Origin of the sequence: Pararobbsia silviterrae, assembly GCF_003628125.1 — a bacterium.
In the GTDB taxonomy this organism is placed as follows: Bacteria; Pseudomonadota; Gammaproteobacteria; order Burkholderiales; family Burkholderiaceae; genus Pararobbsia; species Pararobbsia silviterrae.
The window spans coordinates 857,992-883,077 of record NZ_RBZU01000001.1 but is presented as its reverse complement, the minus strand read 5'-3'; the positions used below and the strand labels follow the sequence as shown (position 1 = coordinate 883,077).

20 protein-coding genes are annotated in these 25,086 nt (G+C 66.0%); 11 read left to right on the top strand and 9 right to left on the bottom strand.

Annotated features, from left to right (window positions below; translation table 11 throughout):
• Positions 1–224: 224 nt before the first annotated feature.
• From D7S86_RS04015 to cysC, 6 genes are all read left to right on the top strand, one after another.
• Complete coding sequence (locus tag D7S86_RS04015) at positions 225–2,879, top strand: adenosylcobalamin-dependent ribonucleoside-diphosphate reductase (RefSeq protein WP_121083626.1); 2,655 nt, start codon at positions 225–227, stop codon at positions 2,877–2,879.
• A gap of 740 nt (positions 2,880–3,619) precedes the next feature.
• Positions 3,620–5,038: a sigma-54-dependent transcriptional regulator gene (locus D7S86_RS04010; protein ID WP_121083624.1), complete on the top strand. Its 1,419-nt coding sequence runs from the start codon at positions 3,620–3,622 to the stop codon at positions 5,036–5,038.
• Positions 5,039–5,109: 71 nt separating this feature from the next.
• The gene (locus D7S86_RS04005; RefSeq protein ID WP_121083622.1) at positions 5,110–5,364 is read left to right on the top strand and encodes a BufA1 family periplasmic bufferin-type metallophore; all 255 of its coding nucleotides are present in this window, start codon (positions 5,110–5,112) and stop codon (positions 5,362–5,364) included.
• An 85-nt stretch (positions 5,365–5,449) separates the two neighbouring features.
• Positions 5,450–6,394, top strand: a complete 945-nt coding sequence (gene bufB, locus D7S86_RS04000) for an MNIO family bufferin maturase (RefSeq protein ID WP_166444090.1) — start codon at positions 5,450–5,452, stop codon at positions 6,392–6,394.
• Positions 6,381–7,352: an HvfC/BufC family peptide modification chaperone gene (locus D7S86_RS03995; RefSeq protein WP_158601852.1), complete on the top strand. Its 972-nt coding sequence runs from the start codon at positions 6,381–6,383 to the stop codon at positions 7,350–7,352. The genes bufB and D7S86_RS03995 overlap by 14 nt, the downstream gene beginning before the upstream one ends.
• 222 nt (positions 7,353–7,574) lie before the next feature.
• Positions 7,575–8,222: an adenylyl-sulfate kinase gene (cysC, locus tag D7S86_RS03990; protein WP_240647974.1), complete on the top strand. Its 648-nt coding sequence runs from the start codon at positions 7,575–7,577 to the stop codon at positions 8,220–8,222.
• A 28-nt stretch (positions 8,223–8,250) separates the two neighbouring features.
• Here the strand turns inward: cysC and D7S86_RS03985 are convergent, their stop codons facing one another.
• Genes D7S86_RS03985 through D7S86_RS03975 form a run of 3 tightly spaced genes read right to left on the bottom strand, consistent with a single transcriptional unit; the run spans position 8,251 to position 12,157 of the window.
• Positions 8,251–10,146, bottom strand: a complete 1,896-nt coding sequence (locus tag D7S86_RS03985; protein ID WP_240647973.1) for a polysaccharide biosynthesis protein — start codon at positions 10,144–10,146, stop codon at positions 8,251–8,253.
• Positions 10,147–10,159: 13 nt separating this feature from the next.
• Positions 10,160–11,140 (bottom strand): MraY family glycosyltransferase, encoded by a 981-nt coding sequence (locus D7S86_RS03980; RefSeq protein WP_240648003.1) that lies wholly within the window; start codon positions 11,138–11,140, stop codon positions 10,160–10,162.
• Between the two features lie 21 nt (positions 11,141–11,161).
• Positions 11,162–12,157, bottom strand: a complete 996-nt coding sequence (locus tag D7S86_RS03975) for an NAD-dependent epimerase/dehydratase family protein (RefSeq protein WP_121084290.1) — start codon at positions 12,155–12,157, stop codon at positions 11,162–11,164.
• Positions 12,158–12,339: 182 nt separating this feature from the next.
• On the opposite strand from D7S86_RS03975, the gene D7S86_RS03970 reads away from it, so the two are divergent.
• From D7S86_RS03970 to D7S86_RS03960, 3 genes are read left to right on the top strand one after another with little or no spacing between them, the layout of a single operon-like run.
• Positions 12,340–13,851 (top strand): mannose-1-phosphate guanylyltransferase/mannose-6-phosphate isomerase, encoded by a 1,512-nt coding sequence (locus D7S86_RS03970; RefSeq protein WP_121084288.1) that lies wholly within the window; start codon positions 12,340–12,342, stop codon positions 13,849–13,851.
• Positions 13,852–13,880: 29 nt separating this feature from the next.
• A complete protein-coding gene (gene gmd / locus D7S86_RS03965; RefSeq protein ID WP_121083616.1) occupies positions 13,881–14,927 on the top strand; it encodes a GDP-mannose 4,6-dehydratase in 1,047 nt (348 codons plus the stop codon).
• A gap of 4 nt (positions 14,928–14,931) precedes the next feature.
• Complete coding sequence (locus D7S86_RS03960) at positions 14,932–15,870, top strand: NAD-dependent epimerase/dehydratase family protein (RefSeq protein ID WP_121083614.1); 939 nt, start codon at positions 14,932–14,934, stop codon at positions 15,868–15,870.
• A 27-nt stretch (positions 15,871–15,897) separates the two neighbouring features.
• On the opposite strand, the gene D7S86_RS03955 is transcribed toward D7S86_RS03960, so the two are convergent.
• On the bottom strand, positions 15,898–16,800 hold the full coding sequence (locus tag D7S86_RS03955) for a glycosyltransferase (RefSeq protein ID WP_338069149.1): 903 nt from the start codon (positions 16,798–16,800) through the stop codon (positions 15,898–15,900).
• Between the two features lie 297 nt (positions 16,801–17,097).
• Between D7S86_RS03955 and D7S86_RS03950 the strand changes: the two genes are divergently transcribed.
• Positions 17,098–18,432 (top strand): MATE family efflux transporter, encoded by a 1,335-nt coding sequence (locus tag D7S86_RS03950; RefSeq protein WP_121083612.1) that lies wholly within the window; start codon positions 17,098–17,100, stop codon positions 18,430–18,432.
• Complete coding sequence (locus D7S86_RS03945; RefSeq protein WP_121083610.1) at positions 18,414–19,466, top strand: glycosyltransferase family 2 protein; 1,053 nt, start codon at positions 18,414–18,416, stop codon at positions 19,464–19,466. Before D7S86_RS03950 ends, D7S86_RS03945 begins: the two co-directional genes overlap by 19 nt.
• Here D7S86_RS03945 and D7S86_RS03940 read toward each other — a convergent pair.
• Genes D7S86_RS03940 through D7S86_RS03920 form a run of 5 tightly spaced genes read right to left on the bottom strand, consistent with a single transcriptional unit; the run spans position 19,450 to position 24,960 of the window.
• Complete coding sequence (locus D7S86_RS03940) at positions 19,450–21,258, bottom strand: thiamine pyrophosphate-binding protein (RefSeq protein ID WP_121083608.1); 1,809 nt, start codon at positions 21,256–21,258, stop codon at positions 19,450–19,452. The genes D7S86_RS03945 and D7S86_RS03940 overlap by 17 nt on opposite strands.
• Positions 21,259–21,262: 4 nt before the next feature.
• Positions 21,263–22,339 carry an NAD-dependent epimerase/dehydratase family protein gene (locus D7S86_RS03935; RefSeq protein WP_121083606.1) on the bottom strand — a complete coding sequence of 359 codons (1,077 nt, stop codon included), beginning with the start codon at positions 22,337–22,339 and terminating at the stop codon, positions 21,263–21,265.
• Positions 22,340–22,354: 15 nt separating this feature from the next.
• Positions 22,355–23,464, bottom strand: coding sequence for a 3-dehydroquinate synthase (locus D7S86_RS03930; protein ID WP_147432217.1), 1,110 nt, complete (start codon positions 23,462–23,464; stop codon positions 22,355–22,357).
• A complete protein-coding gene (locus tag D7S86_RS03925; protein WP_121083602.1) occupies positions 23,448–24,146 on the bottom strand; it encodes an SDR family NAD(P)-dependent oxidoreductase in 699 nt (232 codons plus the stop codon). Before D7S86_RS03925 ends, D7S86_RS03930 begins: the two co-directional genes overlap by 17 nt.
• Before the next feature lie 13 nt (positions 24,147–24,159).
• On the bottom strand, positions 24,160–24,960 hold the full coding sequence (locus D7S86_RS03920) for an aldolase/citrate lyase family protein (protein WP_121083600.1): 801 nt from the start codon (positions 24,958–24,960) through the stop codon (positions 24,160–24,162).
• Between the last annotated feature and the right edge of the window lie 126 nt (positions 24,961–25,086).

Sequence of the window (25,086 nt, the reverse complement as noted above, 5' to 3'; positions counted from 1 at the left end):
ACCGCGGGCGGGCGCAGTATGCCGTTGCGTTACGGCGCGCTACAGGGCGAACTTTACGGAGCGAATTCGAGCCGAAGCCCATGCCGGCGACAGGGCTTCGACAGGTATAAGCTAGCGGGAGCCCGCATGCCGCGAGGACCCAGATGGCCGAAGACCTGCAGCACGATTCCGTCGCGCCGGATGCCGGCGCATCGGGCACGCCTGTGCAACCGCGCATCCGCGCGATGCCCGCGCCGTTCGCGCCGCCGCCGCCGCGCATCTCGACCCCGGCGCATGCCGCGCCCGCGCCTCAACCGATCTGCGCGGACGTGCTGCTCGAGAAATACGCCAAAGGCGACGAGACCGATGTCGACGCGATCTACCGGCGCGTCGCGCGCGGCGTCGCGCAGGCCGAGCCCGAGCCGCTGCGTGCCGATGCGCAAGCAGCGTTCGTCGAGAATTTCGCGCGCGGCGCGCTCGGCGCGGGACGCATCATGAGCGCGGCGGGCGCCGATATCGCGGCGACGCTGATCAACTGTTTCGTCCAGCCCGTCGGCGATTCGATCCAGGGCGTCGACGAAGACGGTCTGCCCGGCATCTATGTCGCGCTGCTTCAGGCCGCCGAAACGATGCGCCGCGGCGGCGGCGTCGGGTACAACTTCTCCGCGATCCGGCCCAAGGGCGCGCGCGTGCATTCGACGGGATCCGCCGCGTCCGGGCCGTGCAGCTACATGGACGTCTTCGACGCATCGTGCCGCACGGTCGAAAGCGCGGGCGCGCGACGCGGCGCGCAGATGGGCATCCTCGATTGCGATCATCCGGACCTGCTCGAATTCATCACGGCCAAACACGCGCAGGGACGCTGGAACAACTTCAACGTCTCGGTCGCCGTCACCGATGCGTTCATGCAGGCCGTGGCCGACGACGCCGTCTGGGAACTCGCGCATCGCGCCGAACCGTCGCCCGCGCTCAAGGCGTCGAACGCCGTACGACAGCGCGCCGACGGCAAATGGGTCTATCAGGAAATCCGCGCGCGTGCGATCTGGGACGTCGTGATGCGCTCGACGTACGACGTCGCCGAACCCGGTGTCGTCTTCGTCTCGCGCATGAACGAGGACAACAACCTGCGCGCGATCGAGACGATCCGCGCGACGAATCCCTGCGGCGAGCAGCCGCTGCCCGCCTACGGCTGCTGCAATCTCGGCCCTTTGAATCTCACGCGCTTCGTCGTCGACCCGTTTGCGGCGCGCCATGGCGGCGTCGCGTCGTTCGATTGGGACGGCCTGATCTGGAGCACGCGCACGCAGGTCCGCTTTCTCGACGACGTGCTTGACGTGACGCTCTGGCCGCTGCGCGAACAGCATGCGGAAGCCCACGCGAAGCGCCGGATCGGCGTCGGCTTCACGGGGCTCGGCGATGCGCTCGTGATGCTCGGCCTGCGCTACGACAGCGCCGAGGGCCGCGACTACGCCGCGCGCATCGCGCAGACGCTGCGCGATGCGGCCTATGCGGCGTCGGTCGATCTCGCGCGCGAGCGCGGGCCGTTTCCGGCCTTCGACGCGCGCGACTATCTCGCGCCCGGCACGTTCGCATCGCGCCTGCCGCAGGCGCTGCAGGATGCGATCCGGCGCGACGGCATCCGCAACAGCCATCTGCTCTCGATCGCGCCCACGGGCACGGTGAGTCTCGCGTTCGCGGACAACGCCTCGAACGGCATCGAGCCCGCGTTCTCATGGACCTATCAGCGTACGCGCCGCCTGGCCGACGGATCGCATCAGACGACGACCGTCGAAGATCATGCGTATCGCCTCTATCGCGAACTCGGCGGCGACACGGCCGCGCTGCCTGGCTATTTCGTCAGCGCGCTCGACATGTCGGCCCAAGATCATCTCGAGATGATGGCGGCCGTGCAGCCGTTCATCGATACGTCGATCTCGAAGACCGTCAACGTGCCCGAGGACTATCCGTTCGAGGCCTTCGAGGATCTCTATGTCGAAGCCTGGCGCAGAGGTCTCAAGGGACTCGCGACCTACCGTCCGAACACGACGCTCGGCGCGGTCCTGTCGGTCGCGCCGCCGAGCACGCCGAGCGATGCGCCGAGCCCCGATCCCGATCTCTACCTCGATAGCGAGACCGATCCGCTGCGCATCGCGATCGATCACCGTCCGCGCGGCGAGCTGCCCGCGATCATCGAGAAGGTCGAGTACCTGACGGCCGCCGGCAAGAAGTCGCTCTATGTCGCGGTGTCGTTTCTCGAAGTCACGGGGCGGCTCGGCGGCGCCGACGTCACGATCGACCGGCCGATCGAGTTCTTCATGCCGGCGGGTCAGCGCGACGAATCGCAGCAATGGATCACGGCGACGATGCGCTCGCTGTCGCTCGCCGCGCGCGGCGGCTTCGTCGCGCGCAATCTGCAGGACCTGCGCAAGGTGTCGTGGGACCGCGGACAAGTGCGTCTGGGCGAGGTCAAGCGGCTCGACGGGCATCGCGTGCCGCGCTGGCACGACTCGGAAGTCGCCGCGCTCGCTTACGCGATCCAGCAGATTCTCTACCGCCGCGGCTTCCTCGACGCGGAGGGCGGCCAGGTCCCGTCGCGCGAACTCGCGCGGCTGCGCGCCGAACGCGCGCCCGAGGCACCGGGCCCGGGCGAAACGACGGCCGGCGCGGCGTCGCTCCCGCGCGGTATCGGCGCGGACGGACTCGCCGGACCTCCGGGCGGCGTCGCGGGTCCCGTGACCGGCAACGACGCCATGCCGGACACGCGCATCGCGAACGGCGCCCCGCATGCGCTGCTGCCGATGCACGGCAGCACGTGCGCGACGTGCGGCGCGAACGCCGTGATCCGCAAGGACGGATGCGACTTCTGCACCGCATGCGGCGAAGTCGGCGCCTGCGGCTGAACACACTCGCCGTCGAATCGACGCGTCGTGGCATGCGCGGGCTCGCCGTCGGTACGCTCGTTATGTGTAACACTCAGTTACACATGTAACGACTCGATTTTCTATTTGGAACGCATGTGATTCCACGCGATCCGTCGCGCTAAATACTTTTTTGAAAGCGACGTCATGTCGTACGACGAACGCCTTTGCCCGGCATGTCACGCTTAAATCTCGGCGAGACGCTGATTCATCTGTTAAATGAATCGGGAAAATAAAATGACAGATCGGGTCATTCTTCCATTCAACCCCATGGATAAAGGGTTTGAGATAGATCGGTTCAATCAATTCATCAGATGTTTGACAAATATGATCTGATAAGTCTGACTTAAGGAGTTTCCCGATCTTTTATTCCGCAGGGCTTGTCTAAAGAATCGCTTTTGATTAATGTCATTAACACGCGCCGCCCAGAGCGCGATCCCAGAAGCAGGCCATTACGTTTCGAAGTGTAAAGGGACCGTTACAAACGGGTGATTCACACGCACGTCATCAGAAACACGGCGTGACGCAATGACGAATCGGCGTTTGAAACGCGAGGCACAGGACGCCGTCACGGCGCAGCACGCGAACGGTGTTTTTTCCCCCGAACCGACCCGACTCGGGCGCCGCCGGCCTTGATGCGCCGCGACCGCGTCGTCGAAACGTCGACGAGACGAACCGCGCGCGGATCGAACGCGCGCATCGGGATAGGGATCGGGGCAACCATGGATCAGACCGACACGGCCCACGACACGGTACGCACCGTCGTCTGGCTGGCCGCCGACAAAGATGACGCCGCCTTCGCGGACCTCGCGCGCCTGGGCTGGACCGTCGTGCACGCGGGCACCACGGCGCAGGCTGAACGCGCCCTCGCCGATCGGACCGCGGACGTCGGGCTCGTCGATGTCGCGTACGACAGCAGCCCTCAGGAGCTTGCCGCGCTCGCGGCATTCGTCAAACGCGGCAACGCCATCTGGGTCGCGATGATCTCGCCCGGTCAGATCGACGACGAGGGCGTATGCCGGTTCATCCTCGATTACTGCTTCGACTTCGTCACGCGGCCGTGTCCGGTCGAACGCCTGGGCTTCGCGCTCGGCCATGCGCATGGCCTCGCGCGCCTCAAACGCGCCGCCGACGCGGCGCCGGCCGTCGCACGCGACGCCGTGCTCGGCCGGCACGCGATGATCGGTCAATGCGACGCGATGCAGCAACTCTATCGCCGCATCGATCGATGCGCGACGAACGACGCGTCGGTCTTCATTGCGGGCGAATCGGGCACGGGCAAGGAACTCACGGCGCGAGCCGTGCACGACCGCTCGGCGCGCGCGGGCGAACCGTTCGTCGCGATCAATTGCGCGGCCATTCCGCCGTCGCTGCTGCAAGCCGAACTGTTCGGCTATGAGAAAGGCGCATTCACGGGTGCACTGCAGCGCAAGATCGGCCGTATCGAGGCCGCGCATCGCGGGACCTTGTTTCTCGACGAGATCGGCGACATGCCGCATGAATGTCAGGCCGTGCTGCTCCGGTTTCTTCAGGAAGGCACGATCGAACGGCTCGGCGGCCGCGAGTCGGTCCGCGTCGACGTGCGCGTGATCTCGGCGACCCACGTCGATCTCGACGAAGCGATCGCTCAGGGACGCTTTCGGGCCGACCTCTATCACCGGTTCTGCGTGCTCAGGCTCGTCGAGCCGCCGCTGCGCGAGCGCGGCGGCGACATCAAGCTGCTCGCCGACCATGCGCTGCGCATGTATATGCAGGACGGACACCGGAAAATCCGCGGGTTCTCGGCCGATGCGACGATCGCAATGATGAACTACGCGTGGCCCGGCAACGTACGCGAGCTCATCAACCGTGTGCGGCGAGCGGTCGTCATGACCGAGGATCGCGTGCTGAGCGCCGTCGATCTCGGCCTCGACACGTCGTCGGCGGGCCCCGCCGAAACGCTCGCCGAGATCCGCAATCGCGCCGAACGCGAGGCCGTCGCGAGCGCGCTCAAGCGCAACGGCTACAACCTCAGCGAAGCCGCGAACGAACTCGGCGTATCGCGCGCGACGCTCTACCGGCTGATCGCGGCCACGGGTCTGCAAAGCGAGATCCCGCCGGGGATCGCCTCGCCTCGCGAAGCGTCGTCGGCAAAGGTCTGACGACGGCCGCGCGTCCGCGCGCGATAATCTCCGCTTGCGGCGCTGCGCCGCCGATTTCGAGGAGATCCCGCATGAACCCGAAACTCACGCGCCAGGCGCTCGTCGCCGCCGCGCTGGCCGGACTCGCCGCCGCCGGAACCGGCGTCGCGCATGCCGATGACAACGTGGCGTGCTTCGGCATCGCGAAGGCCGGCCAGAACGATTGCGCGAGCAAGACCGGCGTGCACGATTGCGCCGGACAGGCGAAGGTCGACCACGACAAGGGCGACTTCAAGAACGTGCCCAAGGGCACCTGCGAAAAGATGGGCGGCAAGGTCGAACACTGAGCGCCGCGCCTTCATGGCTGCCGCGTCGTGCTCATCGTCCTCATCGTCCTCAGCGAGCGCAATGAGCACAATGCGCGCAGCGAGCATGACGAGCGCATCAAACGCCTCGAACATGTCGAACGCATCGAACCCCACGGCTTCACACGCACGGCAAACGCGCGCCCGCGCGCCGTCGGGCGTCGGCATCGGGCTGCGGCATGCGCACTATCGCGACTTCCTCGCGCGCGTGCCCGCGATCGACTGGGTCGAAGTCCATAGCGAAAACTATTTCGGCGACGGCGGCTACGACCTGCACGTGCTCGCGACCGTGCGACGCGATCTGCCTGTGAGCCTGCACGGCGTCGGCCTCGGCCTCGGCTCGCCGACGCCGCTCGATCTCGAACACCTCGCCAAGCTCGCACGGCTCGCCGCGCGCATCGAACCCGCCGCCGTATCCGAACATCTGTGCTGGGGCGCGACGCCCGCGGGCCACCTGAACGACCTGCTGCCGATGCCGCTGACCCGCGATGCGCTCGATCGGCTGTGCGCGCGCATCGCACGTGTACAGGACGCATTGCGCCGACCGGTCCTTATCGAGAACGTCTCGACCTATCTACGCTTTCGCGACGATACGTTCGGCGAGACAGGCTTCCTCGCGGAACTCGCGCGGCGTACGGGGTGCGGCGTGCTGCTCGACGTCAACAACCTCTACGTGAACGCGTGCAATCACGGCGAGGATCCGATCGCCGCGATCGACGCGCTGCCGCCGGCATGCGTCGGCGAAATCCATCTCGCGGGCCATCGCGTGACCGAGGTCGCCGTCGTCGACGACCATGGCGCGCGCGTCGCGCCCGACGTCTGGCGGCTTTATGAACATGCCGTGCGCCGCTTCGGCGACGTCCCGGCGCTCATCGAATGGGACACCGACGTGCCCGCGCTCGACGTGCTGCTCGATGAAGCCGCGCTCGCACGCGAGACGCGCGATCGCGTGCTCGCGTCGATGCGCGACGCATCGATCGATAGGCATGAGGCACCCGATGTCCGCCCATGACGACACACGCGACGCGGCCGACGCGCATGACACGCGCGATGCGCTGACGGACCTGCAGATCCGGTTTGCCGACGCCATCCGCGACGCGACGCACACGCCCTTGCTCGCCGACGCGCTCGTCTGCGCCGATCAAACGGCTGCGGATCGTGCCGTGACCCATACCGCGCCCGATATCACGGCCCGTACCCAAGCCGACACCGAGGCCCGTATCGAGACCCGCGCCGAGGCCGATATCGATGCCAATATCGAGACACCGATCGGCGCCCCGCCTCAAAACCTCATCGAGGCCCGCCTGGCGCTCTATCGCGGCCACGTTCACGCGCATCGGCACGCCGCGCTGTCGAATGCGTATCCCGTGTTGCGGTCGCTCGTCGGCGCGCCCTACTTCGAGCGCCTTGCACGTGCCTATGGCGCGGCCCATCCGCCGGCGAGCGGCGACCTGCACGGATTCGGCCATGCGATGGCGGCCTTCGTACCGACGTATGAAACGGACCCGCGCTTCGCGTATTTCGGCGATATTGCGGCGCTCGAATGGGCCGTGCACGCCGCCTATTACGCCGCCGACGTGACACCGTTCAGCGTCGCCGACTGGGCCGCGGTCGAAGCGGACCTGCTCGACGCGCGCATCGCAATTCACCCCGCGTGCGCGGCGATCGCGTCGCCGTATGCAATCGCGCGCATCTGGACCGCGCATCAACCGGACGGCGTCTTTCCGGCGGTGATCGACACGCGCGCGTATGTGCTCGTCGTACGGCCCGCCTGGCAACCGACGGTGCTCGACCAGTCCGAGGCCGCGCACCGCGCGTGGACCGCGCTGGCGCGCGGCCAAACGCTGAACGCGGCGCTCGACGCAGCGTTCGAGGCCGATGCCACGTTCGATTTCCCGGCGCAATGGCGGATCTGGATCGAATCGGCCGCCGTCGTCGGCAGGGTTGGCGCCCCGTCCGACGCGTCCTGATGCATTCTGATGTGTCCGCCCGCGCCGCTCGGCACCGATCCGGCGCGACCGCGAGGCCCGCACGCCAGGCGCTCGCACGCGAAAACGTCATTTTGTTACCGTCTGCAATATGGACGTCATATTGAGTCATCACGCGCACGGGCAAAAGCATGCGATCATTTACCTGTTTAGTTTCCGTAAGAAACGGTAAAGCCTGCGGTAAAGCGATCGCGGAGAGTGAAGGTGAGTGCCCCCAAGACAGTGAATATCCATGAAACGGCCTTGGCCGCAACGGGCGTCGCGCGCCATATCCACCCGATCGCCCCGACCGCGTGGGCCGCGCCCGTGCTGTGGCTCACGGGCTTGTCGGGGGCCGGCAAATCGACGTTGGCCATCGGGGCGAGCCGGCTGCTCGAACGCCGCGGCTTCCGGACCATCGTCATCGACGGCGACGCGCTGCGCGCGGGCCTCAGCAAGGACCTCGGATTCTCGGCGGAAGACCGCGCCGAAAGCGTGCGGCGCGCGTCGGAGGTGGCGGCGCTCTGTTCGCGGGCCGGCATCACGACGTTCGTCGCGCTCGTGTCTCCGTTCGAAATCGATCGTGCGAACGCACGCGCGGCCGTCGGCGGGCTGTTCCACGAGGTGTACGTCGACACCGACTATGCGACCTGCCGCGCACGCGATCCGAAGGGTCTCTACAAGCTTGCGGAACAGGGCAAGATCCGCAACTTCACGGGGCTCGATTCCCCGTACGAAGCGCCCGCGCATCCCGATCTCGTCGTCAGCACGATGTCCGAAGACCCGGCCGCCTCGATTCTCAAGCTCGCGACCTACGCGATGCACGCAAGTCTGCACAGCCCCCTCGAGAGCCTGCCGGCCGCCAGCGCCTGAAGCGAGCGCCTGACGCCTTCGCCGCGCGCTAGCCGTTCGATGTCGATGTCGACGCGATCGACGTCAGCACGGGCGTCACGGCCGGCGCGTATTCGACGACCCACTTGCGCAGTTCGCGCCGCACCTCGTCATCGCCCGGGATCCGATGCTGCATGAGCCACGGCAGCAGCTCGTCGAGCAGATTGCCGGGCACCTCGCGCGCGCGCGCGATCCGCAGCTTCGCGTGATGCGTGGGCCGCGTCGTCTCCTCGTCCGCGAGCAGCTCCTCGTAGAGCTTCTCGCCCGGGCGCAGTCCCGAGTAGACGATCTTGATCTGGTCGTCGCGGAAACCGTATAGACGGATCAGGTCGCGCGCGAGATCGGCGATCCGCACGGGCTGGCCCATGTCGAGCAGAAAAATCTCGCCGCCCTCGCCCATGCTCGACGCCTGAAGCACGAGTTGCGCGGCCTCCGGGATCGTCATGAAGAAGCGCGTGATCTCCGGATGCGTGACCGTCACGGGCCCGCCCTTGGCGATCTGCTGCTGAAACTTCGGAATCACGCTGCCCGCGCTGCCGAGCACGTTGCCGAAGCGGACCGTTTCGAAATGCGTGGCGTCCGTCTGCTGCTGAAGCGACTGCAAGGCCATTTCGGCGAGACGTTTCGATGCGCCCATCACGTTCGTCGGGTTCACCGCCTTGTCGGTCGAGATCATGACGAAGCGATCGACGTGGTGCCGCATCGCCGCGCGCGCGACGCGATAGGTCCCGAGCACGTTGTTGCGGACCGCCTGCCACGTGTTGATCTCTTCCATCATCGGCACGTGCTTGTACGCGGCCGCGTGATAAACGATATGCGGCGCGTATTTCTGCATGACCTGGTCGAGCAGCAGCGAATCCTTGACGTCGCCGACGACCGGCACGACCGGAATCTGCGCGAAGCGCTCCTGCGTTTCCTCGATGAGCTTGTACATCGCGAATTCGGAGATCTCGTACGCGATGAGCTGAGCCGGATTGAAGCGCAGGATCTGGCGGCAAAGCTCGGAGCCGATCGAGCCGCCCGCGCCCGTTACCATGACCACGCGCCCCGTGAGCAGCGCCTCGACATGCGGCGTATCGATCGAGACCGCCTCGCGCCCGAGCAGATCCTCGAGGTCGATCTGACGCACGCGCGTGAGGAAGGGCAAGCCTTGCGTCATCGGCGTCAACGCGGGCAGCACCATCGCATTGACACCGGCGCGCACGCAGAGCGTCGCGACGCGGCGATGGACCTCGGCCGTCGCGTTCGGCATGGCGATAATCACGTTCTCGACGCGATGCAACTCGGCGAGCTGCGCGAGATCGCCGATCGCACCGAGCACCGTATACCCGTGAATCTCGCGCCCTTGCTTGGCCACGTCGTCGTCTAGCAGACCGACGAGACGCCATTCGGGCGAACGGCGCAACTCGCGCGCGAGGCTCGCGCCGTCCTCGCCCGCGCCGATCACGAGCACGGGCTTGCCCTGGCTCACGAGGCCGCCGTAGCGATAGAACTCCTTGGACGCGCGATAGAAACCGCGTGCGCCGCCCATCACGAGGAATAACAGAATCGGGCCGACCATCAGCACGCTGCGCGGAATCGGCGGCACGGGCTGGAGCATCGCCGCGACGACGGTCGTCAGCAGCGCGCCCGCGACGACGGCCTTCGCGATGCGCACAAGATCGGGGAGGCTCGCGAAAACCCACATGCCGCGATAGAGGCCGAACGCGCGAAACATGACCGCGTAGAGCGGCGTCACCCAGAGGATCGCGCGCACGCCGCCATGCGCGAACGGCCCCGGCGGCGGGCCGTTGAAACGGATCAGATAGGCCGCGATCCACGTGCAGACGACGGCCGAGACGTCGAATATGAACGCCGCGAGCGACAGCACGCGCGCGTTGAACACCATCTGTTTGAGCGTACGCATCGTCTGTCGGTCCTCAGTACGCGGGCGCGTGACGCCAGCGTCGATCGACGGTCCAACCGAGCGCCGCGAGCACGAGCAGCCAGCCCGCGAGCACCGCGAGCGGCCACAGGCCCGGCAGCGCGATCGACGCGCACGCGAGCGCAATGCCGCACGCCATGATCAGGTGCCACAGCAGCACGACGGGCGTGTGCGCGCCGGCCATGCCGATCATGCGCTGATAGTAGTGCTGGCGATGCGCCTCCCAGAAGCGTTCGCCGCGCAACAGCCGCTTGAGCAGCGTCACGGTCGCATCGAAGATGAACGGCGCGAAGACGAAGAGCGGAAACCAGAACGGCCAGACCTTCGTCTGCCAGCCCCAATATCCGAGGCCGCCCGCGAGAAAGCCGAGCGGGATAGAACCCGCATCGCCGAGAAAGACCTTCGCACCCGGGAAATTGAACACGAGGAAACCCGCCGCCGCGGCCGACACCGCGGCCGCCGCGAGGCACAGATCCGGATGCGACGCGCCGGCCATCCACGCATACCCGGCAAACCCGAGCACGGCCATGCCGCCCGCGAGACCGTTCGCGCCGTCCATGAAGTTATAGAGATTGCTGACCCAGACGAGCGCGACGACGATGGGCGCCGCGAGCCAAAGCGCGTCCACGGGCGGCCGCAGCGCGACGAGCGCGATCGCCGCGAAAAGATGCCCGGCGAATCGATAGCGGGCCGGCAATCCGCGCCGATCGTCGATCTGCGAGAGCAGGCCGAGAAACAGCGCGAGCACGGCGAGCGGCCACAGCGATCGCGACACGGCGAGGATCACCAGCGTGCCGACCGGCGTCACCGCCCAGCCGCCGACGCGCGGCGTCGGACGCGTATGCAGCGAACGCGCATTCGGAATGTCCATCGCGAGCTTCCATGCCGCGCCGGTGCCGAGCAACAGCGCGAGAACCAGCGCGCTGGCGACGAACGCGACGACGGCCGTCGCGAGCAAGGTGTTCGTAAAGCTCAAGGTCACGCAGCGGTCCGGCGGTCAATGGGGAAAGTCGGAACGATACCATGCGGCCGTACGGCTCAAGGCCGTCTGCACGGTCGCGGGCGGCGTCCATCCGAGCCGTTCGCGGAGCTTGCCGATATCGAGCCGCAGCGGATCGATCAAGCGCCGCACGGCCTCGCCGCGACCCGTGACGCGGCCGGCCAGACGCAGCATCGACGCCGGAATCGCGACGAGCCGCGCGCGCCGCCCGAGCGCCGCGGCCATCAGCTCGATGAGCTCGGCGACCGACACGTCGTGACCGTCGGACACATGGAAGATCTCGCCCGACGCAGCCGGGTGCTCGGCGCATGCGAGCATCGCCGACACGAGGTTTTCGACCGCGACGAGACTACGCGGCGCGCTCGCCGCGCCGAGCGGCAACGGCAGCCCGCGCGCGACCGCACGAAACAAGCTCAGGAAGTTCGCGCCGACGCCCGGTCCGTAGACGAGCGGCGGCCGGATCACGACGATCTCCATCCCCGTTTGCCGGCCGAGTTCGAACAGCGCGAGTTCGGCCTCGCGTTTCGAGATCCCGTACGGATCGTCGGGACGCGCGGGGTCCGACTCGCGCAACGCGCGTCCCGGATCGCTGTCCTCGCCGAGCGCCTTGATGCTGCTGACGTAGACGAAGCGGCGCACGCCCGCGCGCGCGGCGGCGCGCGCGACGCGCAGCGTCGCCTCGACGTTGACCGCGCGGAACGCGGCGAGCGGATCGCTCGCCGTGTCGCGCATGACATGCACGCGCGCCGCGAGATGGAACACGCAGTCGGGCGTGAAACCGGCCGGCCACGCGGCGTCGATCCGCGTGAAATCGTCGCCGGCTTCGAGGTCGTCGGGCGGCGCGGCCCGGCGTCCGTCATCGGCGACATCCGCGACATGCTCGGCGCTCACGGCACGCACGAGACGCACGACGCGCGCACCGCGCGCTTCGAGCGCGGGCACGAGTTCCGCGCCCACGAAACCCGTCGCGCCCGCGACGAGATAGGTCTTCATCGCCGAAGCTTCCGACGTTTCTTGATGGCTGTGTTGTCCGCCGTACATAGCTCGGAAAGCAAATCCTTTAGCCTGCTTGCAGGGGTGATCAATGCATCACGGAACCTGAACAAGGCGTTTGAGGGATGTCGTTTCGTCCGACGACGACGCCGGTATTTGTCGAATCGACACGAGGTCACAGTATGCATGCGATCGAAGCGTTAGCCGGTCAGACCACCCGGCTGGTGCCCGTGATTATCTGCGGCGGCGCGGGCACGCGGCTGTGGCCGGTCTCGCGCGAAGCCTTTCCGAAGCCGCTCATGCGCCTCGAAGACGGACAAAGCCTGCTGCAGAAGACCTTCCTGCGCGCGTGCCGTTTGCCGGGCGTCAGCGAGATCATGATCGTGACGAATCGCGAGACGTATTTTCTCGCAAAAGACGATTGCCGCGAGACCGGCGTCGACGACGTGACCGTGGGCTTCGTGCTCGAACCCGTCGCGCGCAATACCGCCCCCGCGATCGGCGCCGCCGCGCTGGCCGTGCGCGAACGCCACGGCGACGACGCGACGATGCTCGTGCTGCCCGCCGACCATCTGATCCACGATCTCGACGCGTTCGAAGCGGCCGTCGCGCGTGCGGCGCAGGCCGCGCAAGCAGGACGCATCGTGACGTTCGGCATCGCGCCGACGCGGCCCGAAACCGGTTACGGCTATATCGAAGTCGACGCGCCGATCGCGAGCGCCGCGATTCATGACGTCTCGCGCTTTGTCGAAAAGCCGTCCGCCGACATCGCCGAAATGTACGTGCACGGCCGCAAGCATCTCTGGAACGCGGGGATGTTCTGCTTCCGTCCGGACGTGATCCTCGACGCGCTCGATACGCATGCGAGCGCGGTCTCCGGTCCGATCGCGCAGGCCGTCGCGCGCGCCGCGCGCGCGCAATCCGACGACGGCTACTCGATCGAACTCGATCCGATGTCGTTCAAGCACGCCGAGAATGTGTCGATCGACTATGCGGTCATGGAACGCGCGTCGAACGTCGCCGTCGTGCCGTGCGACATCGGCTGGAGCGACATCGGCTCGTGGCAGGCCATCAGCGAATTGACCAAGCCCGATACGGCCGGCAATCGCGTGCAGGGCGCCGTGTCGCTGCACGACGTCGAGAACTGCTTTATCCGCGGCGAAACGCGCATGATCGGCGCGCTCGGCATTCATGACCTCATCATCGTCGACACGCCCGACGCGCTGCTCGTCGCGAGCCGCGACCGCGCCGAGGACGTCAAGCAGATCGTCGCGCGCCTGAAGACCGACGGTCACCAGTCGTGCAAGCTGCATCGGACCGTGCATCGCCCGTGGGGCACCTACACGGTGCTCGAGGAAGGCGAGCGCTTCAAGATGAAACGCATCGTCGTGAAGCCCGGCGCATCGCTGTCGCTGCAGATGCACCACCATCGAAGCGAACACTGGATCGTCGTCAGCGGGTGCGCCGAAGCGCAATGCGGCGATCGCGTGATCGCGCTGCAGCCCAACGAATCGACGTATATCCCGGCCGGCGACAAGCACCGGCTCACGAATCCCGGCGTGCTCGATCTCGTGCTCATCGAGGTCCAGTGCGGCGAATACCTCGGCGAAGACGACATCGTCCGTTTTCAGGACATGTACGGCCGCCTGCCCGAACTCGCGCCCGCGCCGCAACCCGCGACGCAGATCGCTTGAGTTCCCCACACCGACATTCGCGAGGCCCTATGGCGACGAAATGCTGCTTGATTACCGGCGTGACCGGCCAGGACGGTGCGTATCTTGCGCAACTGCTGCTCTCGAAGGGCTATCAGGTCTACGGCGCATTCCGGCGCACGAGCTCGGTCGACTTTTGGCGCGTCGAATCGCTCGGCATCGCGCAGCATCCGCTGTTTCATCTTGTCGAGCACGACCTGACCGATCTCGGCTCGTCGATCCGGCTGCTGCAGAAAACGCAGCCCGACGAGATCTACAATCTCGCCGCGCAAAGCTTCGTCGGCGTGTCGTTCGATCAGCCCGCGACGACGGCGCAGATCACGGGCCTCGGCGCGCTGAATCTGCTCGAAGCGATCCGGATCGTCAATCGCGACATCCGCTTCTATCAGGCCTCGACGTCCGAGATGTTCGGCAAGGTCCAGGCCGTGCCGCAGACCGAGACGACGAACTTCTATCCGCGCAGCCCGTACGGCGTCGCGAAGCTGTTCGCGCACTGGACGACGATCAACTATCGCGAGTCGTACGGCATCTTCGCGTCGAGCGGGATCCTGTTCAATCACGAGTCGCCGTTGCGCGGCCTTGAATTTGTGACAAGAAAGATTACAGATGCTGTCGCGCGCATCCACTCGGGCCGGCTCGATACGCTCGAACTCGGCAACCTCGACGCCTCGCGCGACTGGGGCTTCGCGCGCGAATACGTCGAAGGCATGTGGCGCATGCTGCAGGCCGACGAACCCGACACCTTCGTGCTCGCGACGAACCAGACGCGGACCGTGCGCGACTTCGTGACGCTCGCGTTCCGCGCGGTCGATGTCGACGTCGACTGGAAGGGTTCGGCCGAAAACGAAATCGGCGTCGACGCGCGTACGGGCCAGACCATCGTGCGCGTGAATCCGAAGTTCTATCGGCCCGCCGAAGTCGAGCTGCTGATCGGCGACTACGCGAAGGCCCAGCGCGTGCTCGGCTGGGAACCGAAGACCTCGCTCGACGAACTGTGCCGCATGATGGTCGAGGCCGACCTCAAGCGACACCGCGTCGACCGGCTCGTCGCGGTCTGACGCCATGAAGGTGCTGCTGACCGGCTCGCGCGGCTTCACGGGCCCGTATGTGCGCGCGATGCTCGAACACGCGGGACACACGGTCGTGGGCGGCGTCTTCGATCCGCTGCCCGATCAAGCGCTCGCCGACGACGAAGTGCTGCTCGACATCGTCGATCGCGATGCGTGCCGGCGCATCGTCGACGCGCTGCGGCCCGACGTCATCGTGCATCTCGCGGGCATCGCGTTCGCGGCCGAGCAGCGCGTCGATCCCTACTACCGCGTCAACGTCGCGGGCACCGAGCACCTGCTGCGCGCGTGCCTCGACGTCGGCCATCGTCCGCACAAGATCGTGCTCGTCAGCAGTTCGATGGTCTACGGCACACCCGCGCCGGACCGCATCGAACTCGACGAATCGGCGCCGCTCGCGCCCGCGAATCACTATGCGATCAGCAAGGTCGCGATGGAGATGATCGCGCGCACGTATTTCGATCGGCTGCCGATCCTCATCGCACGGCCGTTTAACTACATCGGGCGCGGCCAGGGCATCCAGTTCGTCACCGCGAAGATCGTCGATCACTTCGTGCGGCGCGCGCCGGTCATCGAACTCGGCAATATCGACGTCGCGCGCGACTTCTCGGACGTGCGCGATATCGCGCAGGCCTATGTGGGGCTCGTCGAAAGCGATGCCGCGGGCGAGGTCGTCAATCTCTGCTCGGGCCGTGCGTATCCGCTCCAATACGTGCTCGATACGTTGCGCGCGATCACGGGTCATGCGATCGAGGTCCGCGTCAATCCGGCGTTCGTCCGCGCGAACGATCCGAAGCTCGTGCGCGGATCGACCGAGCGGCTCGACCGGCTTATCGGCGCACGCACGCTCCATCACATCGACGCGACGCTCGAATGGATGGTCGAGGCCGAACCGCGTATCGCGCGCCTCGCGCCGTTGCCCGCGGTCGCCTAGGGCGCGCGCGTCATCCGGCGCGACGATTCAGATCCAGCGCCAGCCGAAGCGCGAAAAGAAACGAAACGCGGACGCGACGAACATCTTGATGTGCGCGCGTCCTTTTTTCGCGGCGCCCCCGCCCGAATGCACGATCTCGACGTCCGGCACGTACGCGATACGCGTGACCGTGCCGACGCGCAGACTCAGATCGTAGTCTTCGAAATAGAGGAAATAGCGCGGATCGAATCCGCCGACCTGCTTGAGCACGGCGGTACGGAACAGCATGAAACAGCCGCTGATGATCGGCGGTTCGAGCATATCGGAGGCATCGCCGAGCAATTCGCCGCGCGGTCCGATCCGGTCGCGCATCTCGTAGCGCGCGAGCCGCGCCGCGAACGGGGCGCGCAAACGGCGCGGCAGAAAGCCCCGGACGAACAGCGTGAGCACCGACGGCTCGCGTCGGCACAGATACTCGATCTGGCCGTGATCGCCGACGACGCGCGGCGCAATCAGGCCGATATCGGCATGCCGCTCGAAAAACGCGAACGCGCGCGTCAGCGTATCGGCGCCGAGTTCGACGTCGGGGTTCAGCACCAGATGAAACGCACCGTCCGCATAGGGCAACGCCAGATTGTGGCCGGCCCCGTAGCCGACGTTGCCGTGCCCGCGCAACACGACGAGATCGACCGATGCCGCGTGCGCGAGCGTGTCATAGAGATCGGGCGTCAGATCGTCGCCGTTATCGATCAGCACGACACGCAGTCCGCCTTGCGACACGCCCTGCCGCACACCCGCGGTCTCTCTCGCGCGCGCATACGCGCTCACGAGACTCCGGAACGTGCGTTCGAGCAGCGCGCGGTCCGGCCGATAGGTCACGACGCTGACGGTCAGGACGGGCGCGGGAGACGCGGAAGACGCGGGAGAAGGCGTCGCGGCGGAAGACATCATCGGCGGCTCGGAGGGAAAAGAACCGCATTATGCCGAATCTCGCCCCACCGTTTTAACAATCGGTCGATGTCGCCGCGCGCGGCAAACGCCGATACTGGCTTCGCGCCCGCGCCCGCAGCGCGCGACCGTCGCCTCAACCGTGCAAGCGCCCCCCGGTCGATGGGCCGAAGCTTCGGAGTCCGTGTCGTGCTCGACCCGAACACGCGGCGCGTAAAATCCAACCTTGGCACTCGACCCGTCGCCGCGTCCCGCAAAACCGACGCGGCGCGCCTTCGATGCGCCCTCGACCGATCCTTCATGCTCGCCTTTCTCAAACGCGCAAGCCAAACGGACATCCTGACGATCATCGCCCAGCGCGGCTGGCAGGCCGGCTCCGGGCTCGTGACCGTCATCCTCGTCGCGCACTTCCTGAGCCCCGTCCAGCAGGGCTGGTATTACAGCTTCCTGAGCCTCGCGGCGATCTATACGCTGTTCGACCTCGGCTTGTCGAGCGTGCTGATCCAACTGACCGCGCATCTCTTCGTGTCGACGCGCTGGCTCGACGACGGCGGCACGGCGGGCGACGCGAAAGACCGCTTCGATGCACTCGTGCGCATGTCGGCGCGCCTGTACGTCGCGCTGGCGGCCGCATTTTTCGCGCTGCTGTTGCCGTGCGGCATCGCGTTCTTTCACTGGCACGGCACGGCCGATACGCTGCCGATCGGAGACTGGCTGCCGGCCTGGATCCTGCTCGCGTTCGCGACGACCGCCGGCATTCCGATCGTGCCGTTTCTCGCGTTTATCGAGGGCAGCGGGCGCGTCAAGGAAGCGTATCGCGTGCGGCTCGCGCAGGGCGTCGCGGGCGCAATCTGCGCATGGCTCGCGATCGCACTCGGCAAGGGGCTTTGGGCACCCGCGCTGCCCGCGCTCACGGGCGCGCTCGTCGGCGGCGCGTGGCTGCTCGCGCGGCGGCCCGGCTTGCTGGCGAGCGCGCGCTCACGCACGCATCGCGCGACATTGAGCTGGCGCCGCGAAATCTGGCCGCTGCAGTGGCGAATCGGACTGAGCTGGCTCTCGGGCTATCTGCTCACGCAAATCTACACGCCGATTCTGTTTCATAGCCAGGGGGCGGTCGTCGCCGGGCAGATGGGGCTCTCGCTGACGATCGCGAACATGCTGGGCCTGCTCGCGCAATCGTGGATCGCGCGGCGCGTGCCCGCGATGGCGCAAGCCGCGAGCCGACGCGACTGGCGCCGGCTCGACACACTTTTCAGGCATGATTTCGGTTTTGCGACGCTCGCGTTCGCCGTCGGCGCGCTCGGGCTCACGGTCGCGCGGATCGCGCTCGACGCCACACCGTTCGGAGCACGCCTGTTGCCGCCGGCCCCCTTCGTCGGCTTGCTGCTCGTCGTCGGACTCGGAAACAGTGTCAATATGCTGTCCGCGCAACTCCGTTCGTTCCGGCGCGAGCCGTTGTTCTGGGTGGCGATCGCCGGTGCGTGTATGACCGTACCCCTGTCGATCTGGGCCGCGGACCGGTATTCGGCCGCCGGCGTCGTGCTTGCGATGCTGTGCGTCCAGGCGCTGTTTATCGTGCCGGTCTCGGCGATCGTCTGGCGTCGCTGCAATCTGTCATGGAGAACCCCATTCTGAATACCGATCGCCCTTTGCTGACCCTGTCGATTCCGACCTATCAGCGTTCCGGCTTCCTCGCCGCCACACTCGAGCAGCTGCGCGCCGAAATCCAGGCGCTCGACGCGCCCGAACGCCGCGCGCGCGTCGAAGTCGTCGTGTCGGACAACGCGAGCGCCGACGATACGCCACAGGTCGTGGCCGACGTCCAGGCGAAAGGCCTGCCGATCCGCTACATCCGCAATGCCGAGAACATCGGATCGGATTCGAATATCGCGCAGTGTTTCAACACGGCGCATGGCGACTACGTGCTGATCCTCGGCGACGACGATCTGTTCGTCGACGGCGGACTCCGCGCGCTGCTCGACGCGCTCGAACGCCGCGAATGGGGCGTGGTCTGCATGCGCCCCTACGGCTTCGAGAACGACTTTCGCAAGGAACACCCGGGTGGAACCGGGCGCGACGTCGAATTCGACGGCGCCGACGACTTCCTGCCCGCGATCGGGCCGCTGCTGACGCTGATTTCGTCGTGCGTGATCAACAAGCGCCTGGTCGGCGATGTCGACGCGATGGATTTCCGCGGCGGCAACCTCGTGCAGGTGCACCTCGTGCTGCGCGCAGCCATTGCCGCGCGCGCGAATCTGCTGATGGATCGCTATCTCGTCGCGTGCAAACGCAACAATTCGGGCGGCTACGATTTCTCGCAGGTGTTCGTCACGAACCTCGGCGGCATTCTCGACAGCTATACGGCCAACGGGCTCGGCGCGCATGCGATTCGCCGCTATGAGACGCGGCTGATGGTGGCCTACTATCCGTTTTATCTGTTCCGCCAGCGCCTCGCGCGCATCGGCGATGCGCGCGCGACGCGCGACCGGTTTGCGCGCCGTCTCGGCGATCGCTGGCTCTATCGGTTCTGGCTCGCGCCGATCCTCACGCTGCCCAGACCGCTCGCGCTGGTCTGGGGCGGCGTCGCGACGGCCGTGGGCCGCGCCGCGAGCGGCGACTTGCGCCGCGGCATCGCGTTCGCGTGGAATCGGATCAGATCGACTCGTTGAACTGCTCGATGATCATGTTCTGCTCGAACTCCTCGCGCGACAGGAACGGCGCGAGGTCTTCGAGCGGCGGCGAGATCATGCGTCCGTCCGGAAGCTGCTTCGACGCGAGCTTCGGCGCGAACGGCTGATGCTCGTCGATCATGACTTCGAGGACCGCGGGCCCGTCGATGTCCATCGTCTTGCGAATCGCATCGGCGATGCCGTCGTGCGTCGCGACGCGAATGAACGGCAGATCGAACGCGGCGCTGAGCTTGCCGAAATCGGGGAAGTTCACGCCGCTCTTCGGCCCCGCGCCGACCTCGACGCCCTTGAAGAAGTTGCGATGCGTCTGGAAGATCGATGAATAGCCGCTGTTGTTCAGGATGACGATCTTGATCGGCAAGCGATTGCCGGTGATCGTCTGCAGTTCCTGCAGATTCATCATGATGCTGCCGTCGCCCGCGAGGCAGACGATCGGCTGATCGCCCGAGCCCTTGCACGCGCCGATCGCGGCCGGCAGGTCGTAGCCCATCGACGCGCAGCCCGAATTCGTCCAAAGCCGCTGGCCTTCCTTGAGCTGCGCGGCCTGGAAGCTGATCACGCAAGCCGAACCGTTGCCTGTCACGATGATCTGGTCTTCGCCGAGTTCGGCGAAAAGTTGATCCATGAACACGTACGGATTGATCTGCGCGTTGTCGTGATACTCGGGCAGCACGACCGGGAAGCGACGCTGACGCTCCTGGCACCAGGCAAGCCATTCCTTTTGCTCCGCGTTCGGCCCCGCATAGGCGCGCGCATTGAGCGCGGGCAGCAGGTCGGCGAGATTCGCGAGCACGGGCATATCGGCCTTGACGGTCGGCTTGCGGAGCTCGATCGGGTCGATGTCGACCCAGATCTTGTAGGCTTCGCGCGCGAATGCCGCCCAGTTGTAGCTGACCTGACGAATATTGAGGCGGCTGCCGAGAATCAGCAGCAGATCGGCGTTCTGCACGACGAAATTGCCCGCGCGATCGCCGAGCGTGCCCGGACGGCCGACGAAGTGCGGATTCGTGTTCGGCACCGCATCATGCGCATTCCAGCCCGTGACGACCGGGATGCCGAGCTTCTCGACGAGCGCGACGAACGCCGCTTGCTGACCGCTCAGACGCACGCCGCCGCCCGCGAAGACCACGGGGCGCTTCGCGGTCGCGAGCTTCGCGAGGATCGCATCGCTCGTCGCATCGAGATCGATGTGCTTCCAGGGTTCGTCGAGCTCGGCGGGATCGAAGCCCTCGAGCGTCGCGGGATCGATCTGGGCGGCCTGCACATTGAGCGGAATATCGAGCCAGACCGGCCCCGGACGCCCGGCGGTCGCGAGATACAGCGCTTTTTCGAGGTGATAGCGGATCGACTCGGGATCCGTGACCATCTCGCAGTACTTCGTGACGGGCCGCACGAGCTGCTCGATATCGAGTTCCTGATCGCCGTATTGGCGCAGCGGCAGCCCCGTGCTGCGCACGGTCGTCTCGTACTTGACCTGGCCCGACAGCACGAGCATGCCGATCGAATCGACATAGGCGCCGTAGACGCCCGTGATCGCGTTCGTGCCGCCCGGGCCCGATGTCACGTTGACGACCGCGAGCCGGTTCGTCAGGCGGTAATACGCCTCGGCGCCCATCGCGCAAGCCTGCTCATGGTGATTGAACACGCATTCGAACTCGGGATGCGTGCCGAGCGAATGGTTCAGATGCATCGCGCCGCCGCCCGTCACCATGAACACATGGCGAATACCGTGAGCCGCGAGGGTTTGTGCAACGTAGTCCGAGAGCTTCATATCCTTATGTCCTTCGATTCCATCCGTTCGCGAGCGCCGTGCGCACAATCGCGTCGTCGAGCGAGACCGTTCTCGTGACGCCGAGATCGCGCTGGATCGCGCTGATATCCGGCACGTAACGCCCGGGGTTCCATCCCGTATCGGCGGCCCCGAGCACCTTGAATTCGCCTGTCCCGACGCGCTGCGCGACATGTTCGGCCAGTTCCGCCACCGAGACCGATTCCTCCGAACCGACGTTGTACACGCTGCCGGGTCGCCCTTCGAGCAACATGCGCCAGAGCCACGCCGCGAGATCGGACGTATAGAGATACGACCGGCACGGCAAACCGTTGCCGTTGACGACGACGGGCTTGCCGTCCATCGCGTCGCGCAAAAAATTGCCGGCCGCGAAGTGCGTGCCGAGCGGCAGGAAGGGGCCGAGCAGCGCGAAAATTCGCGCGGTCACGACGCTGACGCCGTTCTGCTTCGAGAAGATCGCGCAGAGCATTTCGGCCGCGCGCTTCGCCTCGGCATAGGTGTTACGCGCGTCGTTGCATTTCGGGCCGCCCGTATAGTCCTCGGAGACATGCGACATCTCCCACGGCTGTTGGCCGTAGACGGCGCCCGAACTCAGGAACAACATCGGCGCGCGATGATGATCGGCGAACTCGAGCGCGCGGTGCGTGCCGTTGACGATCGTGTCGTACATCAGGCGCGGATTGTGTTCATTGAGCGCGGCGCTCGCGTCGGTCGCCGCGTGGATCATGAAGTTATAGGCTTCATGCCCGAACGAGAACGTTTGCACGTCGCCCGTGACGAAATCGAAGCCTTCGTACGCCGCGAGTTCGGGCGCCTTCTTCGCGAAGGCCCCCGGATTGCGCGTCAGGATCGTGGCCTTTGCGTCGAGGCCGAAGCGGCGGTTCGCATGGCGCAGCGATTCGAGCAGCCAGCGTCCGATAAACCCCGTGCCGCCCGTGATGAACACGCGCGCACCTCGCAATGCCGACCAGGCCGAGCCCGTCGCATCGCAGATCGCGTCGAGGTCGGCTTCGATCGACCAGTCGTCTTGCGTGGCGACCGCGGTCGCATCTGTCTTGTTCATAACCCTCTGAGTGCTTCAGGCGGCGCTGCTTTGCGCGGCGCTGTCGATACCGAGTTGCGCGAAGATCGCCTCGTACGACGTGCGCAGCGCGGCGCGCGTCGCATCCGTGCGCGGGATCGAGATGAGCTCGAGCTCGCCGTCGCGCACCGGCACCACGACGCGATAGAACTCGCTATTGTGCTTCTTGTCGTTGTCGAACTTCTGGAGCACGGCCGCGAGATCGACGCGCGGCCACCGCACGCCGCTCTCGACGACGATGTCGGTCATCGCCTCGACATGGCGCGCGAGCGCATCGGCCTGCGCCGTGCCTGCCGGCGTCAGATGCGCGCCGCGTTTGGCGAAATCGATCGCGACAAGCATGCCGAGCCCGACCGCGACGCCATGCGAAACGCCGAACTGCGTCGCCGCTTCGAGCGCGTGCCCGAACGTATGGCCGTAGTTGAGGAGCAGACGCTCCTTGCGGTCGAATTCATCGATTTCGATGAACCATTTCTTCGTCGTCAACGACCGCGTGAGCAGGCGCTGCGCGATCTCGGGCGGCAAGGGCCACACGGGGCCGTCGGCGAGATAATCGGCAAACGACTGCGCGCCGCGCGCGTAGCAAATCTTGACGGCTTCGTTGAGCCCGCCGATGACTTGTTCGGCGTCGAGCGAGCGGATGAAGTCGATATCGATGACGACCTCGACCGGCGGATAGAAGTTGCCGACGAGGTTCTTGTACCCGAGCACGTTGATCGACGATTTTCCGCCGATGCACGAGTCGGCCATGCCGAGCAGCGTGGTCGGCATATACGTCCACTTGAGCCCGCGCATATAGACCGAAGCGGCGAACGTCGCGATGTCCTGCAGCACGCCGCCGCCGATCGAGACGATATGCGTCGAACGGTTCGCGCCGAGTTCGCGGAGCTTGAGGATCACATCGGGCATCGCCTCGAGCGACTTGCGCGTCTCGTTCGCCTCGATGAGCACGCGCTTGGCGGCCGATGCGGGCAATAGGTGCGCGAGGCGCTCGTCGACGAGATAGATCGCGTCGGCGTGCGCGGCGACGACGCCGGCGAGCAGGCCGCGGCCGACCCGCACCGCGTAACTGCCCGACGAGGAAACAATGTCAAAGGATTCTTGCACGGGAAAACCCCTTATCAGCCGAAACGAATTGACCCGTGATCCCCGTATTGGCGGGCGAACACAGATAGCCGACGAGATGGGTCACGTCGTCGAGCGCCGGCAACGTCCCGAGCGGCGTCATGCCTTCGAGTTTCGCGATCTGTTCGGGGCTCAGATTCGCGCGCGTCATCGGCGTATCGAGCGCGCCCGGCAGCACGGCATTGACGAGATAGCCCGACGCGCCGAGGTCGATCGCGAGCGACTGCACGAGCCCCTGCAGCGCCGCTTTCGTCACGCAGTACGAGAGCTTGTTCTGTCGCGCGATATTTTGCCAGATCGAGCTGATGATGCAGAGACGCCCGCCCGCGGCCACGAGATCACGCGCGAGCAGCGCCTGCAGGCTCGTCATGATGTACGTGACGTTCGCCGCGTACATCGCCTGATGCGCCTCGAGGTCGAACGTGTGGATACTGTCGGTGCAGTTCGCGCCCTGGGCCCAGACCGCGGCCGACACCGGCGCGCCGATCTCGGGCAGAGCGCCGGCACCGTCCCAGCTCACGCACCGAATATTCGGCGAAGCGGGGCCCTTGCCCGAGCGGCTGATGGCGACGACGTCGTCGCCGCGGGCGGCGAACCATTCGGCGATCGCGCCGCCGATGGCTCCCGATGCGCCGAACACGGCGACGCGTTGTGATGCTGTCATGGTCCGCTGCGGCTTATTGTGCGTTGAGCACCTTCCAGCGGCTTTCGAGCATGTCGATGCGCTTGTTGTCTTCGGCTTCGATCGTGCCGTAGTAGTCGCGCTTGTTGAGCAACCACAGCAATTCGAAGTGCACGGCTTCGAGCAGGCCCTTTTCGATCGTCGGCACCGTCGCGGCCTTCGCTTCGAAAATGATCTTGCGGGTTTCGAAGCGCGTCAGGTGAACGGCCGCGATACGCTTGAGCGCCGGGATCGCATCGATCGACACACCGCCGCCGACGACGAGTTCGAGGTTCTTGTCCTTGCAGACTTCCGCCGTCTTCAGGCAGTACTCGGTCACGGGATCCGTATTGATCGCGTCGCGCGACCAGCCATGCGAGCCCGCGAAATCGACGCGGCCGAACACGATGCCCGAGCACGCGTTCGGCGCGCGCGCGAGGTCGGCCATTTCGTTGAGCGACTTGAAGGTCTGCAGCGTCTCGAGGTTGAACAGGAACTCGGTGTCCTGTTGTTCTTCGGCCGTGTAGATCTTGTTCTTCGCTTCGATGAACTTCGACAGCGCGTACGGCGTTTCGACCATCGGCGCAATGATGTAGTCCACGCCGATCTGCTTGCTTTCGATGAGGTCGCGAATGGCTTCGCAACCGCCGATCTTCAGACCGAACTTGAGATCCGCGCGACGCACGAGTTCCACCAGACGCAGCAGTTCGTCGACACGCGTGCCTTCCGCTTCGAACTCGGCTTTGACAGCGACGCAGCCAAACTCCTGCTTGAGTCGCTTCAAAATATCCAGCATCTTGCGTTCACGAGCATTCATCGTAATTTTTCCCAAAAAAAGAAATTGCAATCCGAGCGATTCGACTCACTCGCGTCTCATCCCCGTCAGAAGCGCATTGCGCCTCCGGAAACAGACCGCACCACCCTTCACCGCTTGCCTGGCTGT